Source organism: Kaistia granuli DSM 23481 (genome assembly GCF_000380505.1).
Lineage (GTDB): Bacteria > Pseudomonadota > Alphaproteobacteria > Rhizobiales > Kaistiaceae > Kaistia > Kaistia granuli.
Window position 1 is genome coordinate 325,532 of the sequence record NZ_AQYH01000003.1, and the last position, 14,154, is coordinate 339,685.

14 protein-coding genes are annotated in these 14,154 nt (G+C 65.9%); 6 read left to right on the forward strand and 8 right to left on the reverse strand.

All coding sequences use genetic code 11. The features are described from left to right. Window positions 1-17: 17 nt before the first annotated feature. The 4 genes from G342_RS0103925 (at window position 18) to G342_RS0103940 (ending at window position 4,033) form a co-directional block, all read left to right on the forward strand. On the forward strand, window positions 18-1,364 hold the full coding sequence (locus tag G342_RS0103925) for a branched-chain amino acid ABC transporter permease (RefSeq protein WP_018181800.1): 1,347 nt from the start codon (window positions 18-20) through the stop codon (window positions 1,362-1,364). A 14-nt stretch (window positions 1,365-1,378) separates the two neighbouring features. After that, window positions 1,379-2,611 carry a threonine ammonia-lyase gene (locus G342_RS0103930; protein ID WP_026304097.1) on the forward strand — a complete coding sequence of 411 codons (1,233 nt, stop codon included), beginning with the start codon at window positions 1,379-1,381 and terminating at the stop codon, window positions 2,609-2,611. 90 nt (window positions 2,612-2,701) lie between these two features. Beyond that, window positions 2,702-3,202 carry an RDD family protein gene (locus G342_RS0103935; RefSeq protein ID WP_018181802.1) on the forward strand — a complete coding sequence of 167 codons (501 nt, stop codon included), beginning with the start codon at window positions 2,702-2,704 and terminating at the stop codon, window positions 3,200-3,202. Window positions 3,203-3,283: 81 nt separating this feature from the next. Then, window positions 3,284-4,033, forward strand: a complete 750-nt coding sequence (locus G342_RS0103940) for an arginyltransferase (RefSeq protein WP_018181803.1) — start codon at window positions 3,284-3,286, stop codon at window positions 4,031-4,033. A gap of 168 nt (window positions 4,034-4,201) precedes the next feature. Here G342_RS0103940 and parC read toward each other — a convergent pair whose 3' ends face one another. Both parC and puuE read right to left on the reverse strand, forming a co-directional pair. Next, on the reverse strand, window positions 4,202-6,460 hold the full coding sequence (gene parC, locus G342_RS0103945) for a DNA topoisomerase IV subunit A (RefSeq protein WP_018181804.1): 2,259 nt from the start codon (window positions 6,458-6,460) through the stop codon (window positions 4,202-4,204). Between the two features lie 62 nt (window positions 6,461-6,522). Beyond that, on the reverse strand, window positions 6,523-7,434 hold the full coding sequence (gene puuE / locus G342_RS0103950) for an allantoinase PuuE (RefSeq protein WP_018181805.1): 912 nt from the start codon (window positions 7,432-7,434) through the stop codon (window positions 6,523-6,525). 182 nt (window positions 7,435-7,616) lie between these two features. On the opposite strand from puuE, the gene G342_RS0103955 reads away from it, so the two are divergent. Then, window positions 7,617-7,820, forward strand: coding sequence for a hypothetical protein (locus G342_RS0103955; protein ID WP_018181806.1), 204 nt, complete (start codon window positions 7,617-7,619; stop codon window positions 7,818-7,820). A gap of 72 nt (window positions 7,821-7,892) precedes the next feature. Here the strand turns inward: G342_RS0103955 and pssA are convergent, their stop codons facing one another. The 5 genes from pssA to G342_RS25915 all read right to left on the reverse strand — a co-directional run bounded on the left by pssA (window position 7,893) and on the right by G342_RS25915 (window position 13,230). After that, the gene (gene pssA, locus G342_RS0103960) at window positions 7,893-8,723 is read right to left on the reverse strand and encodes a CDP-diacylglycerol--serine O-phosphatidyltransferase (protein WP_018181807.1); all 831 of its coding nucleotides are present in this window, start codon (window positions 8,721-8,723) and stop codon (window positions 7,893-7,895) included. A 1-nt stretch (window position 8,724) separates the two neighbouring features. After that, window positions 8,725-9,474 (reverse strand): phosphatidylserine decarboxylase, encoded by a 750-nt coding sequence (locus G342_RS0103965; protein ID WP_281170431.1) that lies wholly within the window; start codon window positions 9,472-9,474, stop codon window positions 8,725-8,727. 21 nt (window positions 9,475-9,495) lie between these two features. After that, window positions 9,496-11,433 carry an ABCB family ABC transporter ATP-binding protein/permease gene (locus tag G342_RS0103970; protein ID WP_018181809.1) on the reverse strand — a complete coding sequence of 646 codons (1,938 nt, stop codon included), beginning with the start codon at window positions 11,431-11,433 and terminating at the stop codon, window positions 9,496-9,498. A 126-nt stretch (window positions 11,434-11,559) separates the two neighbouring features. Continuing rightward, window positions 11,560-12,999 carry a LysM peptidoglycan-binding domain-containing protein gene (locus G342_RS23190; RefSeq protein WP_156830776.1) on the reverse strand — a complete coding sequence of 480 codons (1,440 nt, stop codon included), beginning with the start codon at window positions 12,997-12,999 and terminating at the stop codon, window positions 11,560-11,562. 6 nt (window positions 13,000-13,005) lie between these two features. Beyond that, window positions 13,006-13,230, reverse strand: coding sequence for a hypothetical protein (locus tag G342_RS25915; RefSeq protein WP_156830777.1), 225 nt, complete (start codon window positions 13,228-13,230; stop codon window positions 13,006-13,008). On the opposite strand from G342_RS25915, the gene G342_RS0103980 reads away from it, so the two are divergent. Further along, entirely contained in the window at window positions 13,229-13,834 is a 606-nt protein-coding gene (locus tag G342_RS0103980) for an LOG family protein (RefSeq protein WP_018181811.1), read from the forward strand. The genes G342_RS25915 and G342_RS0103980 overlap by 2 nt on opposite strands. 62 nt (window positions 13,835-13,896) lie before the next feature. Here G342_RS0103980 and G342_RS25590 read toward each other — a convergent pair. After that, window positions 13,897-14,154 (reverse strand): transposase (locus G342_RS25590; protein WP_018181812.1); only part of this gene is annotated, 258 nt, incomplete at its 5' end.

Below are 14,154 nucleotides of genomic sequence, written 5' to 3' on the forward strand. Positions count from 1 at the left end.
CTAGACCGGCCGCGATCATGGCGCTTCTCTTCTGCGCGGCAGCCCTGCTCGCCGCGTGCAGTTCGGTCGACCGTCAGCAGGCACGGATCTGCGTGGCGGTCGCCACCGCCGTCGCCCCTGCCGGCCAGCCCGTCTCGATCCAGGCGGTGATCCCGCTCGAAGGCGTCAGCCATGCGGTGCGGGTGAACTACACCGTGCCGAACATGCATCTGCCGCTCTATGTCGACTGCGCCTTCGCGGGCGGCACGCTGGAGATGGGCCGGCGCGACGTCATCGGCGTGCGCGGCTATGACGGCGCGCTCACGGAATTGCAGCTGCTGACGCTGCACCGCTGGTTCCTGAGCCAGGACGGCGCGGTCTCGCGGGCGATCGCGGAGACCAACTGGCAGGCGCCGGGCCTCCAGGTCTCTTCCATCGCCCTGCCGAAATCCGTTGGCTTCGCGCTACAGCAGGTCACCAACATCCTCAATCTGGCGGCGCTCTATTCGCCACTGGCGCTCGCCTTCGCCCTCGTCTACGGCCTGATCCGGCGCATCCACATGGCGTTCGGTCAGATCGCCGTCATCGGCGGCTATGGCGCGATCATCGGCATCGTCACCGTGGTCAGCATGCCGTCGCTGGGCCTGGTTTCGTCAGTGCTTGTCATTCTGGTGATGGCCGGGGCGCTGGCCGCGCTCTGGAGCTGGCTCGTCGGCAGGGCCGTCATCCTGCCGCTCGCCGACAGCCCCGATCGCGCCTTCATCATCGCCACCATCGGCCTCGGAATCGCGCTGTCGGAAATGCTGCGGCTGACGCAGGGCGCGCGCGAGATCTGGGTCCAGCCCCTGCTCGATACGCCGGTCATCCTGACCCAGGGAGCGTTTCCCGTCGTCGTCACGGAGATGCGGCTGCTGATCATCGGGCTGGCGCTCGTCATCCTGCCTGCCGTGCTACTCTTCATGCGCTATTCCGCCTTCGGCAGGGCCTGGCGCGCCGTGGCGGACGACCGGGTGATGGCGAGGCTGAACGGCATCGATCCGGCGCAGGTCACCGGCACGACGCTGGTCCTGGCGTCGACGCTGGCGGCGGGTGGCGGCACGGTTCTGGCGCTCAGCTATGGCAGCATCACCTATTCCATGGGATTGATCATCGGCCTGAAGGCGCTGCTCGCCAGCCTTGTCGGCGGTGCCGGATCGCTGCTCGGCGCCGTGCTTGGCGGGCTGCTGATCGCCATGCTCGAAACGCTGTGGTCGGCCTATTTCGATAGCTCGTCGCGTGACATCGTTGTTCTTGGGTTGCTCACGCTGCTCTTTGTCCTGCGTCCGAACGGCCTGCTCGGGCGCGGCGCGGCTCTCGAAGAAGACCACGCCGTTCGTCCATCCTGAGTTCTGGAGTTGTCATGACCGGATCGCCGCATAGCCCATTTCCCGATTTGGACGACATCCGCGATGCGGCCCGCCTGATCGATGGCGTGCTGATCCGCACCCCGTTCCTGCCCGCTCCGCGCCTGTCGCGCCTGACCGGGGCCGAGGTTCACGTCAAATACGAGAACCTGCAGGTCACCTCCTCCTTCAAGGAGCGCGGCGCGCTGGTGAAGCTGCTGTCGCTGTCACCGGAGGAACGCCGGCGCGGTGTCGTGGCGATGTCGGCCGGCAACCACGCGCAGGCCGTCGCCTATCATGCCCAGCGGCTCGGCATTCCGGCCACGATCGTGATGCCGAAGACCACCCCGTTCGTGAAGATCGAAGCAACCCAGGCTTTTGGCGCGCGCGTGGTGGTTGAGGGCGAGACGCTGGCCATCTGCCAGCAGATCGCTGGCACGATCGCGGACGAGACCGGCGCCGTCTGGGTCCATCCTTATGACGATCCGCACGTGATCCGCGGACAGGGAACCATCGCGCTCGAGATGATCGAGGGCGGCCCGCCGCTCGACTGCATGCTCATCCCCGTCGGCGGCGGCGGACTGATCGGCGGCATGGCGATCGCCAGCAAGGCGCTGGCGCCGCAGACGCAGGTGATCGGCGTCGAAACGGAGCTCTATCCCTCGATGCGGGCGGCGCTCGATGGAGTCGAGGGCGTCTGCGGCGGCAACTCGCTCGCCGAGGGCATTGCCGTCAAGAATGTCGGCAAGCTGACTTTGGAAATCGCGCGGCGCTTTGTCGACGACGTCGTGCTCGTTTCCGAGACGACGATCGAACGGGCGGTCAACGCCTATCTGACGCTGCAGAAGACCATGGCAGAGGGCGCCGGCGCCGCAGGCCTCGCCGCCATGCTGGCGGATCCGGACCGGTTCAGGGGTCAGCGCGTCGGCCTGGTGCTATGCGGCGGCAACATCGATCCGCGGCTCGCCGCCTCGATCATGGTTCGCGACCTGGCGCGGTCCGAGCGCATCGTCGCCGTCCGCATCATCATTCCGGACCAGCCGGGAGTGCTCGCCGACATCGCTGCCACCATCGGTGCCTGCGGCGGCAACATCCTGGAGGTGTTCCACCACCGCAACCTCCTGACCGTGCCGGCCAAGGGCGCCAGCGTCGATGTCACGATCGAGACACACGGGCCCGAACATGCCGGCGAAATCGTCTCGGCGCTCGAGGCGCGCCACTATACGGTGGCGCGCATGGCGCCACCCTGACGTTGTCCAACGGGTATTGCGGCCCCAGTTCTTGCACCATGGGGCAAAGCGTCCCATTTGTTCTTCTGCAAGATGGAACCAGGGAACGCTATGACGCACTATGACGATGCCTATCGCGCCAACGGCCAGGTCTTCGACCCGGTTCGCGAGCCCGAACTCTACGACGGCGTGCTCTCGAAGCGCTTCTTCGCGTTCATCATCGACGCGATCCTGATCGGTTTCTTCCTGCTGCTCGCTTCTCTTGTGATCCTGGCGATGGGCGTTGTCACGCTCGGCATCGCCTGGTTCCTGTTCGCCCTGCCGCTGTTTGCGATCGTCGCCCTGCTCTATGTCGCGCTGACGCTGGGTGGCCCCAAGGCCGCCACGCCGGGCATGCGGATGGCCGGTGTCACCATTCGCTCGACCGATGGCGAGCGGATCGGGCCGATCATCGCGGCGGCGCATGCGCTGATCTTCTGGTTCTCGGTCTCGGTGCTGACGCCGCTCGTCCTGCTGGTCGGGCTGTTCTCCAACCGCAAGCGCCTGCTGCATGACATGCTGCTCGGCACGGTTATCCTGAATGCCGGACCGTTGGCGCGCACGCGCCGCTGACGTCTCTAAAAAACAGCCTTGGCATCGGCGGACGGCGTATTATCGTCTGCCGATGCCCTCTTCGTTCGAGCCTGTCGCGTTATGACCCAGCATTCGACGGAAACGCCGCAGTTCTTCCTGACCGCGCCCTCGCCTTGTCCCTATCTGCCCGGCCAGATGGAACGGAAGGTCTTTACCCACCTGGTTGGCGAGAAGGCCTCGTCGCTCAACGAGATCCTGACCCAGGGCGGGTTTCGGCGCAGCCAGAACATCGCCTATCGGCCGGCCTGCGAAACCTGCAAGGCCTGCGTCTCGGTCCGCGTCCCCGTCGACCATTTCGTGACCACGCGCAGCTTCCGCCGCGTGCTCGAAAAGAACGTCGACCTGATCGGCACGCGCGTCGACGCGGCGCCGACCTCCGAGCAATACTCGCTCTTCCGCGCCTATCTGGATGCCCGCCACTCGCAGGGCGGCATGGCCGACATGACCGTGCTCGACTATGCGATGATGGTCGAGGATACGCATGTCGACACGATGCTGGTCGAGTATCGCTTCCGGGGGCCCGATACAGCCATCACCGGCCAGGGCGACGGCCCGCTGATCGCGACGGCGCTGACCGACCTGCTCTCGGACGGCCTCTCGATGGTCTATTCGTTCTACGAGCCCGGCTACACCGACCGCTCGCTCGGAACGCTGATGATCCTCGACCACATCCGCCGCGCTCGCAAGATGGGCCTGCCCTACGTCTATCTCGGCTATTGGGTCGATGGCTCGAAGAAGATGGCCTACAAGGCCCGCTTCCGGCCGCAGGAGCATCTCGGCCCGCGCGGCTGGGAGCCGGCGGCCGACTGAGTGGCGGTGGTGCTTCTCAGAAAGGAAGCCCCTCACCCACCCCCCTCGCCAGCGGGCGAGGGCTGTTGGGCCAGAACTCTTTTCGACATGCAGCCTCAGACAAGCGCCGCCGCGCTCCCTCTCCCGCTTGCGGGAGAGGGTTGGACGAGGGCCTGCGCCTTCTGGCCCCTACTTCAGCTGCGGCGTGCCGAAGGTATTGGTCTTCGGGAACTTGTCCGGCGGCAGACGTCCGGCCTGGCCGCGCTCGGCCACCCAGGGCTTCAGCTCCTCGGCGGTCCGCGTATAGCTGCGCCCCGACGAATCCATCCAGGTCAGGCCGTCGGCGGCGTTGAAGGTACGGATGTCGGACGGGCCGCCATCCTTGTAGCGCTGCAGCCGGACACCCTTGCCGCGCGTCATTTCCGGAACCTGCTCGGCCGGGAAGACGAGGAACTTCCGGTTCTGGCCGATGACGGCGACCAGATCGCCGCCCGCCTCGACGCAGATGCGCGCCTCCTCGGTGCCGTCGACGTTGAGCACCTGCTTGCCCTTGCGGGTATTGGCGATCACCTCGGTCTCGGGCACGACGAAGCCACGCCCGTCGGTCGAGGCCAGCAAGAGCTTGCGGCCGGGCTTGTGCACGAACACCGTGACGATGTCCTGGGCGTTGTCCATGTCGACCATCAGGCGGATTGGCTCGCCATGGCCGCGGCCACCCGGCAGCTTGTCGGCGCCGAGCGTGTAGAACTTGCCGCCGGTAGAGAAGACCAGCAGCTTGTCCGTCGTCTCGGCATGCAGCGCCATCTTCAGCCCGTCATCGGTCTTGAAGGTCAGCGTCGAGATATCGCTGACATGGCCCTTGAGCGCGCGGATCCAGCCCTTCTCGGACACCACCACCGTGATCGGCTCGCGCTCGATCATCGACTGCTGGATATCCTCGACATCATGCGCCGGCGCGTCGGCAAAGCCGGTGCGGCGCTTGCCGAGCGGCGTGTCCGGGCCGAAGGTCTTGCGGACCTCCTTCACCTGCCAGGCCACCGTCTGCCACTGCTTTTCCTCGGAGCCGAGCAGCGCCTCGATCTGCGCCATCTCGGCCGACAGCGAGTCGTGCTCCTTGCGGATCTCGAATTCCTCGAGCTTGCGCAGAGAGCGCAGCCGCATGTTGAGGATCGACTCGGCCTGTAGGTCGGTCAGCGAGAAGGTCTTCATCAACTCCTGTTTCGGCTCATCCTCATAGCGGATGATCCGGATCACCTCATCGAGGTTCAGGTAGGCGACGAGATAGCCTTCCAGGACTTCCAGCCGGTGCTTGATCTGCGCCAGACGGAAGGCGGAGCGACGGACCAGCACCTCGCGGCGATGCTCCAGCCACTCCTTCAGGACCTCGGCGAGGTTCATGACCTTCGGGACGATGCCCTTGGACAGAACGTTCATGTTGAGCGAGATGCGGCTTTCAAGTTCGGTCAGCTTGAACAGCGATTCCATCAGCAGCGCCGCGTCGACGGTGCGGGCGCGCGGCTCCAGCACGACACGAATGTCCTCGGCGGACTCATCGCGCACGTCGGCCAGCAGCGGCACTTTCCGCGTTTGGATCAGTTCAGCGATCTTCTCGATCAGGCGCGACTTCTGCACCTGATAGGGGATTTCGGTGACGACGATCAGATAGGTGCCGCGACCCTGGTCCTCGACATGCCAGCGGGCGCGCACGCGAAAGCCGCCCTTGCCGGTGCGGTAGGACTCGGTGATCTGGGCGCGGCTGTCGACGATGATGCCGCCCGTCGGCAGATCCGGCCCCTGGACGTGATGGACCAGTTCCTCGATCGGTGCGTCCGGGTTCTTGATCAGCACCAGCGAAGCGTCGCAGAGCTCGGCGATGTTGTGCGGCGGCACTGAGGTGGCCATGCCGACGGCGATGCCGGAGGTGCCGTTGGCGAGCAGGTTCGGAATGCTCGCCGGCAGGACGACCGGCTCCTTCAGATCGCCGGAATAGTTCTCGCGGAAATCGATCGAGTCCTCGTCGATGCCTTCGAGCAGCATCTGCGCGACTTCGGTCATGCGCGCTTCGGTGTAGCGGTAGGCCGCCGCGCCGTCGCCGTCGATATTGCCGAAATTGCCCTGGCCGTCGACCAGCGGATAGCGCGACGAGAAATCCTGCGCGAGCCGCACGAGCGCGTCATAGATCGATTGGTCGCCATGCGGATGGAACGAACCCATCACGTCACCGACGATCTTGGCGGACTTCTTGAACGCCGAATCCGGGCTGAGGCGCAGCAGGTGCATGCCGTAGAGGATGCGGCGATGGACGGGCTTCAGCCCGTCGCGCGCATCCGGCAACGCCCGACCCATGATGGTCGAGAGTGCATAGGCGAGGTAACGCTCTTCAAGCGCCTCACGGAGATTGATGCTTTCGACATGGCCGCCATCCGGCGGAATCAGCGCTTTTCCCATGCTTGATGGGAGTATCCGCTGAAACCCGCGGATTCAAGGGAAAGCGGCGGCCTGCCGCCATTTCACGCAGGTCTGTGGTGTGCGTGCCAGTGCCAGGCGATGTCGATCCGGCGCGGGATCCAGACCTTCTCCTTGGCGAGCACGTAGTCAACGAAGCGGGCGAGGGCCGCGGCGCGGCCAGGACGGCCGACGAGCCGGCAATGCAGGCCGACGCTCATCATCTTCGGCGCGCCCTGCTCGCCCTCCTCATAGAGGACGTCGAACGTGTCCTTGAGATAGGTGAAGAACTGGTCGCCCGAATTGAAACCCTGCGGCGTCGCGAAGCGCATGTCATTGGCTTCAAGCGTGTAGGGAATGATCAGATGCGGACCGTTCGGGCCCTCGATCCAATATGGCAAGTCGTCGGCGTAACTGTCGGACGTATAGAGGAAACCGCCCTCCTCCATCAGGATCTTGAGCGTGTTGTCGGACGGCTTGCCCTGGTAGAAGCCGAGCGGGCGCGAACCGGCCACCTCGGTGTGCAGGCGCACCGCCTCGAGGATATGCCGCCGCTCCTCCTCCTCGGGGAAATCCTTGTATTCGAGCCAGCGCAGGCCGTGACTGGCGAGTTCCCAGTCCGCTTCCTTCATCGCTGCGACCGCTTCCGGGTTGCGCGCCATCGCCTGTGTCACGCCATAGCAGGTAACGGGCACGCGGCGGCTCGTGAACATCCGCCAGAGCCGCCAGAATCCGGCGCGCGAGCCGTATTCGTAGATCGATTCCATATTGAGGTTGCGCTGGCCGACCCAGGGCTGCGCGCCGACGATCTCGGAAAGCAGCGATTCCGACGCCTTGTCGCCGTCGAGGACACAGCTTTCGCCGCCCTCCTCGTAATTGACCACGAACTGCACCGCGATGTTGGCGCCGCCCGGCCACTGCGGATCGGGGGTGTTGCGGCCATAACCGATCAGATCACGCGGATAGGAAGGGGTCATGCTGGTCCCGGCTTTTGCAGAATGGTTATCGCGGCCAGGGCTTCGGCGGCACATCGCGGCTGGAAATCTGGAATCACAGCGTTAACGCGCCCCGCCGATTCACCCGGCATTAACCTACATGGCTCAAAATTTATCGAATTGGTAGCGACCGCCTGCTGCCGCCCGTCCCGAAGGAGGACAGAATGCAGTCCGCGCACACCCCGTTCCAGGCAACCAGCCTCCCCGCCGATGATCCCCGCTTCATGGCCGCGCTCGACCTGCAGATCGCCCAGATGCGGCGCGTGCTCGAGCTGATGGCGCCGACGGCGGCCACGGACGCGCTCGGCGGTGCGTTCGCCCATGTCCCCTATGACGAGCGCATGCAGGCCGTGGCGAGCCACGGCTGAGCTGGCGACCCCAGCCTCCACATCAAGATGAAAATGCTCAACCCGAAAAGTCCGCGACTTTTCGGGTTTTTGCTATGAGCCGTTGCCGGGCACGGAGGGCGCAGGTTCTTCGCGCTCATGCTTTCGCCAGGCCCGCCAGCCGATCGGCAGGGCAGCGAGATAGACGACGGCACCGGCGGCCAGGACATGCCACGGATAGCTGAGCAGCGTCGCCGCCAGCACCACCACCAGCACGAACAGCGGCAGCACGACCTCGCGCGAGACGCGGGCGCCGAACTTCTTGCCTGACCAGGTCGGCAGGCGGCTCACCATCAAGAGGCCGATGGCGATCGTGTAGACGAGCACGACAGGAGCCGTGAAGCGGCCATGCGGGAGGTCGAGATATTCGAGATAGACCGGCAGCAGCACGATCAGCGCCCCGGCCGGCGCCGGCACGCCGACGAAGAAATTCGCCTGCCAGTCGGGCTTGTGCGGATTGTCGATCGCGACGTTGAAACGGGCGAGCCGCAGCGCGGCGCAGATCGCGAAGACGAGCGCGGCGATCCAGCCGAGCGAGCGGACCTCGTCCAGCGCCCAGACATAGAGCAGGATCGCCGGCGCGACGCCGAAATTGACGAAATCGGTCAGCGAATCGAGCTCGGCGCCGAAGCGCGACGTCGAGCGCAGCAACCGCGCGACCCGCCCGTCGATGCCATCGAGCACGGCGGCGACGACGATCATGGCGATTGCCTCGCCGTAGCGCGCCTCGATCGCCATGCGGATCGCTGTCAGGCCGGCGCAGAGTGCCAGCAGCGTGACGAGATTGGGCAGGATCAGGCGGATCGGAATCTGCCGTACCTGACGGAGGCGCGGCCGATGACCCTCCTCATCGTCGGGATCGAAGGGAGGGAAGATGGTTTCCATGTCAGTCGACCCGGACGCCGCCGACCGAGCCGCCCGTTCCGAAACGCGCCAGAACGGTCTCGCCGGCGATCGCCGTCTGGCCTTCGGCGACCAGCGGCGTGGCGCCTTCCGGCAGGTAGACGTCGAGGCGGGAGCCGAAGCGGATCAGGCCGAAACGCTCGCCGGAGGCCAGCTGCTGGCCCTCGCGGGTGAAGCAGACGATACGGCGGGCAACGAGGCCGGCGATCTGCACGACGCCGAGCTTGCCATGGACACCATCAAGGACGAGGCCGTTGCGCTCATTGTCCTCGCTCGCCTTGTCGAGCTCGGCATTCAGGAACTTGCCGGGCTTGTAGGCGATGCGGTGGACGGTGCCGGCGACGGGCGCGCGATTCACGTGGCAGTTGAAGACGTTCATGAAGACAGAAATCCGCACGCGCGGTGCGGTTCCCAACTCCAGCTCCGGCGGCGGCACGACCGGGCCGACCGCCGACACGCGGCCGTCGGCCGGGCTGATGACGAGGTCCGGGTCCAGAGGCGTCACCCGCGGCGGATCGCGGAAGAAATAGACGCACCAGGCCGTCAGAATCAGGCCGAGCCAGAACAACGGTCCCCAGAGCCAGCCCAGAAACAGGGTGACAAAGGCGAGGATGGCGATGAAGGGGTAACCTTCGCGGTGAATCGGCACGAAGTTCGCCCGGATCGATTTCAGCACAGAATCCATGCCTTGCCCTGTCTCCTTGGATACGCAGCGGTTCGGTAAATCACGGATAGCTCCAAGAGTGAAGCCGCCCTAGCCAACCGTCTCCAGTTCGGCCTTCGGTCCGCGCACCACGACACCCAGCGTATCGGTCTCCTGCACGCGCCGCAGCCGCTCGGCTGCCTCGTCCGCTTCGCGCTGGCGATCCCACATGGAAGCATAGAGTCCGCCCTGCCGCATCAGCGTGTCATGGTTGCCGCGCTCGATGATGTGGCCGGCCTCCAGCACGATGATTTCGTCGGCCGTCACAACTGTGGACAGGCGGTGCGCGATCACCAGAGTGGTCCGGCCGGACGAAACCCGGTCGAGTGCGCCCTGGATTTCCCGCTCCGTATGGGTGTCGAGCGCCGAGGTGGCTTCGTCGAGAACGAGAATCGGCGGCGCCTTCAGGATGGTGCGGGCAATCGCCACACGCTGCTTCTCGCCGCCCGAGAGCTTCAGGCCGCGCTCGCCGACCTCGGAATCGAAACCGTCCGGCAGCGATTCGATGAAGTTGGCGATTTGCGCCATCCGGGCCGCCTCGCGGACCTCTTCCGGCGAAGCGCTCGGCCGGCCGTAGGCGATGTTGTAGGCGATCGTGTCGTTGAACAGCACGGTATCCTGAGGAACCATGCCGATCGCGGCGCGCACGCTGGACTGCTGCACGTCGCGGATATCGATGCCGTCGATGGTGATGCGGCCGGCCGAGACGTCGTAGAAACGGAACATCAGCCGCGAGATCGTCGACTTGCCGGCGCCGGACGGTCCGACGATGGCGACCGTCTTGCCGGCCGGAACCTCGAAGCTGACGCCCTTGAGGATTTCGCGGGCCGGATCATAGTGGAACGACACGTCCTCGAACCGGACCGTGCCCTCCTTGACCGCCAGCGCCGGGGCGCCGGGCTTGTCCTGCACCTCCTCCGGCATGTCGAGCAGGCGGAACATCGCCTCGACGTCGGCCAGGCCCTGCTTCAGCTCGCGATAGACAGTGCCGATGAAATTGAGCGGGAAGGAAAGCTGGACCAGCAGCGCGTTGATCATGACGAAGTCGCCGATGGTCTGCTCGCCGCGCATGATGGCCGCGCCCGACAGCGCCATGCAGATTGTCATGCCGGTCGTGAAGATCACGGTCTGGCCGAAGTTCAGCCAGGCCAGCGACGTCCAGGTCTTGATCGAGGCGGCCTCGTAGCGCTCGAGCGACTTGTCGTAGCGATCCGCTTCCATCTTCTCGTTGCCGAAATACTTCACCGTCTCGTAGTTGAGCAGCGAGTCGACCGCCTTGGCATTGGCGTCGGTGTCCGACGCGTTCATCTCGCGGCGGATGGCGATGCGCCAGTTGGAGGCGACGATGGTGAACCAGACATAGGCGACGATGGTCACGGCGATGACCGCGACGTAGGTCAGGTTGAACTGCCAGGCGATGACGACGGCGGCGAGCAGGAATTCGAGCAGCGTCGGGAAGGTGTTCAGGATGATGTGATCGACGATCGAGTCGATGCCCTTCATCCCGTGGTCCATCGTGCGCGACAGGCCGCCGGTGCGCCGCTGCAGGTGGAAGCGCAGCGACAGGCGGTGCATGTGCACGAAGGCGCGCCGGCCGAGCTTGCGGATCGCGTTCTCGCTGACGCGGGCAAACAGCGCGTCGCGCATCTGGTTGAAGGCGTTGAGCAGGATGCGGCCGACGCCATAGGCGACCACCAGCATGATCGGCACGGTGACGATCAGCGCCAGGCCGGCCTTGTCGCCGGCGGCGTTGGCCGGCGAAACGAGCGCATCGGTCGCCCATTTGTAGAGGAACGGAATGCAGACCGTCAGCACCTTGGCGAGCACCAGGATGACGAGCGCTCCGGCGACCCGCAGCTTCAGATCCTTGCGGTCCTTCGGCCAGATATAGGGCCACAGGCTCACAATGGTCGAGAACGCGGTAGCGTCCTTCTCTTCGGCCGGCAGGCTCTTGGCGGGCTGCGGCTCGGCGCTGTTGGTCGCGCTCATTCGACGTTACTCCAGATTTCGCCGCCGCCTGCACGCAAACGGCAAATCCGCGCCGCGGTATCGCCCCGGACGCGGATCATGTGGGGCGCGTCAAACGCGCGCCCCGGCACATGTGGTGATGGTGGTTCAGTTAGTCCAGTTGGCGTCGCCGGCCGGCAGCACGAAGGTCTGGCCCGGATAGATCAGGTGCGGATTGCGGATCTGATCGTTGTTCGCCGCATAGATGGTCGAATACCGGATGCCACGGCCGTACAGCCGGCGCGAAATGGTCCAGAGATTGTCGCCGCGACGAATGATGACGTTCTGCGGCGCCGGCACGTTGCCGTCCGCACTGGCGCCACCGGCGCCGCCGCCGGTCGCAACAACCGGAGCCAGCATCGCGACATGCTCCGTGCGCTCGAACGGCACCTCGGCCCGCACGATCACCTTGCCGGAATCGGGCTCGACCTGATCGGCGCGGACCACGCGGCGACCCGGATCGACCGAACGCTTGGTCTCGAGCAGCCAGCGGCCGTTCTCTTCGGGCTTCGCCTCGCCGACGAGCTTCTCGTCGAAATAGACGCGGACCGGCGCGCGCGACTTGGCGGAACCGGCGACGAACAGCTTGCCGTCCTCGACCTCGACCGCATCGACGGTAACTTTGGGCTCGGCACCGGGCGCGGCCGCGTCGGCGGTCTTCGTGCCCGTCGCATCCGCCGGCTTGTCGCCAGCCGTGGCGGCCGGCTGCGCCGCCTTGTCCGCGTCGGCCAGCGTATCCGACTGGGCCGGCGTGCCGGATGTCGGTGCGGCGGCGTCCGGCTTAGCCGGCGTCGATCCGGCCGTCTCAGCCGGCTGGGCTGGCGCATCCGCCGGCTTGGTTGTTGCATCGGCAGCCTGCGGCGCGGACGGCTCCGGGGTTGCCGCCGCGACCTTCTGCTCGCCTGGCACTTCCGGCTTCTGCAGCACCTTGCTGGCCGCGTCCGGCGTATTCAGGACGACGAGCGCCTCGCCCTTGCCGGGCTCCTGCACCTGCACGGCGACACTCTGCTCGGACAGGGTCTCGACCTTCTTGTCGGCCGAGGTTGTGCGGATGGACAGGTCGTGCGTGCCGGCGGCGAGCGGCTTCTCGACCGCCATCGCCCATTCGCCGCGCTCGTTCGCTTCGGCGGTGGCGATGGTCGTCGACCCATCCAGCAGCTCGACCTTGGACTTCGGTTCGGCGAGGCCCGCGACGACCGTCTCGCCGGTCGGCTCCACCCGCACGATGTCGAAGCTCGGCGCCGAACCCTCGGTCGGAACGGCCTGTTCGGCTTCGGTCTTCGCCGTCTCCGTCTTGGCGGCTTCCGTCATGGCTGTATCGGTCGTGGCCGGGGCGCCGCCGCTGGCCTTGGCGTCGGTCTCCGGGGCCTTGGCATCGCCTGCCGGCGCGGTGCCGGAAGCGGCGGAAGTCGCGTCCGGGGGCGTCGCCTTGTCGGACGCCGGCTTGACGACAAGGCCGTAATAGCCTCCGACCAGGATCGCGGCGATCGCCACTGCACCGGCAACGCGGCCGGATGCCTTCGGTCCAGGAGGTGTCTGCTCAGCCATGGATGCTCAAACCTGTCGCTTAAAACGGAACGGCTTTTCCAATTCCGCGCCCGGCGGGCTCATCTTCCCCTGCCGGATGCCCGATTCTTCGGCCTTTTCCAGCTTATTCTCCGCCTTGTTATACCCGCTTTCAAGGGCGCCACAAGGCGGCGAAACCGCAGTTTCCGTAAGGCTGTGGCGCAATTGCCGCCGCCTTGACGCTCGCCCGCCCGGATGCGAGGAAGGCTGCATGACACAGCTCTCCTCGATTTGCGTCTATTGCGGTTCGTCCGCAGGCGACGCGCCGATCTACACCCATTCGGCCGAGCAACTCGGCATGGCGATGGGGGAGGCTGGCATCGGCCTCGTCTATGGCGGCGGCGCCATTGGCCTGATGGGCATCACCGCCCGCTCGGTGATGGACGCCGGCGGCCATGTCACCGGCATCATCCCGCAGTTCCTGAAGGAACGCGAAGTGATGCTCGACACGGCGCACGAGCTGATCGTCACCAACGACATGCACGAGCGCAAGCGGCTGATGTTCGAGCGCTCCGATGCCTTCGTGGCGCTGCCGGGCGGCATCGGCACGCTCGAGGAACTGGTCGAAATGATGACCTGGGCCCAGCTCGGCCGGCATCGCAAGCCGGTGCTGATCGCCAATATCAACGGCTTCTGGGATCCGCTGATCGCCCTGCTCCGCCACATGGCGGACGCCGGTTTCATCCGTAGCGGCTTCGAGGTCAACTACATCGTCGCCGACCGCGCCGAGGACATCCTGCCGATGCTCCGGACAGCGATCGCGAGGACCGTGGCCGCGGAGCCCGCGATCGAACCGATGCCGATCGCCGACCTCTGATCGGTCGTTCGGTATTCGGACATTCGGTCCACGCCCACGTCGCGCCCGACACCTCACCGTCATCAAGTCAGTTCTGTTGCATCTGGTTTGAGCAAGGCGTTGGCAACGACGACGAGTTTTCTGGCGACGGCTGCGAGCGCGAGGCGCTTTGGCTTTCCGGCGGTGCATAGGCGTCGGTAGAAGTCGCGCAGGCCGGGGTTGGCCCTGGCCGCGCTGAGGGCGGCCATGAACAGCAAAGGCCTGAGTTCGGTGCGTCCGCCGCGCATGGTGCGGTGCCGGCTGGTGTTGCCGGAATCGCGCGGATGCGGGGCCAAGCCGGC

Coding starts and splice junctions, on each gene's coding strand:
- puuE (WP_018181805.1), bottom strand. CDS start 7,434: ATGACCCCTTCCTATCCGCGTGATCTGATCGGTTATGGCCGCAACACC.
- G342_RS0103930 (WP_026304097.1), top strand. CDS start 1,379: ATGACCGGATCGCCGCATAGCCCATTTCCCGATTTGGACGACATCCGC.
- G342_RS0103935 (WP_018181802.1), top strand. CDS start 2,702: ATGACGCACTATGACGATGCCTATCGCGCCAACGGCCAGGTCTTCGAC.
- G342_RS0103925 (WP_018181800.1), top strand. CDS start 18: ATGGCGCTTCTCTTCTGCGCGGCAGCCCTGCTCGCCGCGTGCAGTTCG.
- pssA (WP_018181807.1), bottom strand. CDS start 8,723: ATGGAAACCATCTTCCCTCCCTTCGATCCCGACGATGAGGAGGGTCAT.
- G342_RS23190 (WP_156830776.1), bottom strand. CDS start 12,999: ATGGCTGAGCAGACACCTCCTGGACCGAAGGCATCCGGCCGCGTTGCC.
- G342_RS0103980 (WP_018181811.1), top strand. CDS start 13,229: ATGACACAGCTCTCCTCGATTTGCGTCTATTGCGGTTCGTCCGCAGGC.
- parC (WP_018181804.1), bottom strand. CDS start 6,460: ATGGGAAAAGCGCTGATTCCGCCGGATGGCGGCCATGTCGAAAGCATC.
- G342_RS0103970 (WP_018181809.1), bottom strand. CDS start 11,433: ATGAGCGCGACCAACAGCGCCGAGCCGCAGCCCGCCAAGAGCCTGCCG.
- G342_RS0103940 (WP_018181803.1), top strand. CDS start 3,284: ATGACCCAGCATTCGACGGAAACGCCGCAGTTCTTCCTGACCGCGCCC.
- G342_RS0103955 (WP_018181806.1), top strand. CDS start 7,617: ATGCAGTCCGCGCACACCCCGTTCCAGGCAACCAGCCTCCCCGCCGAT.
- G342_RS25915 (WP_156830777.1), bottom strand. CDS start 13,230: ATGCAGCCTTCCTCGCATCCGGGCGGGCGAGCGTCAAGGCGGCGGCAA.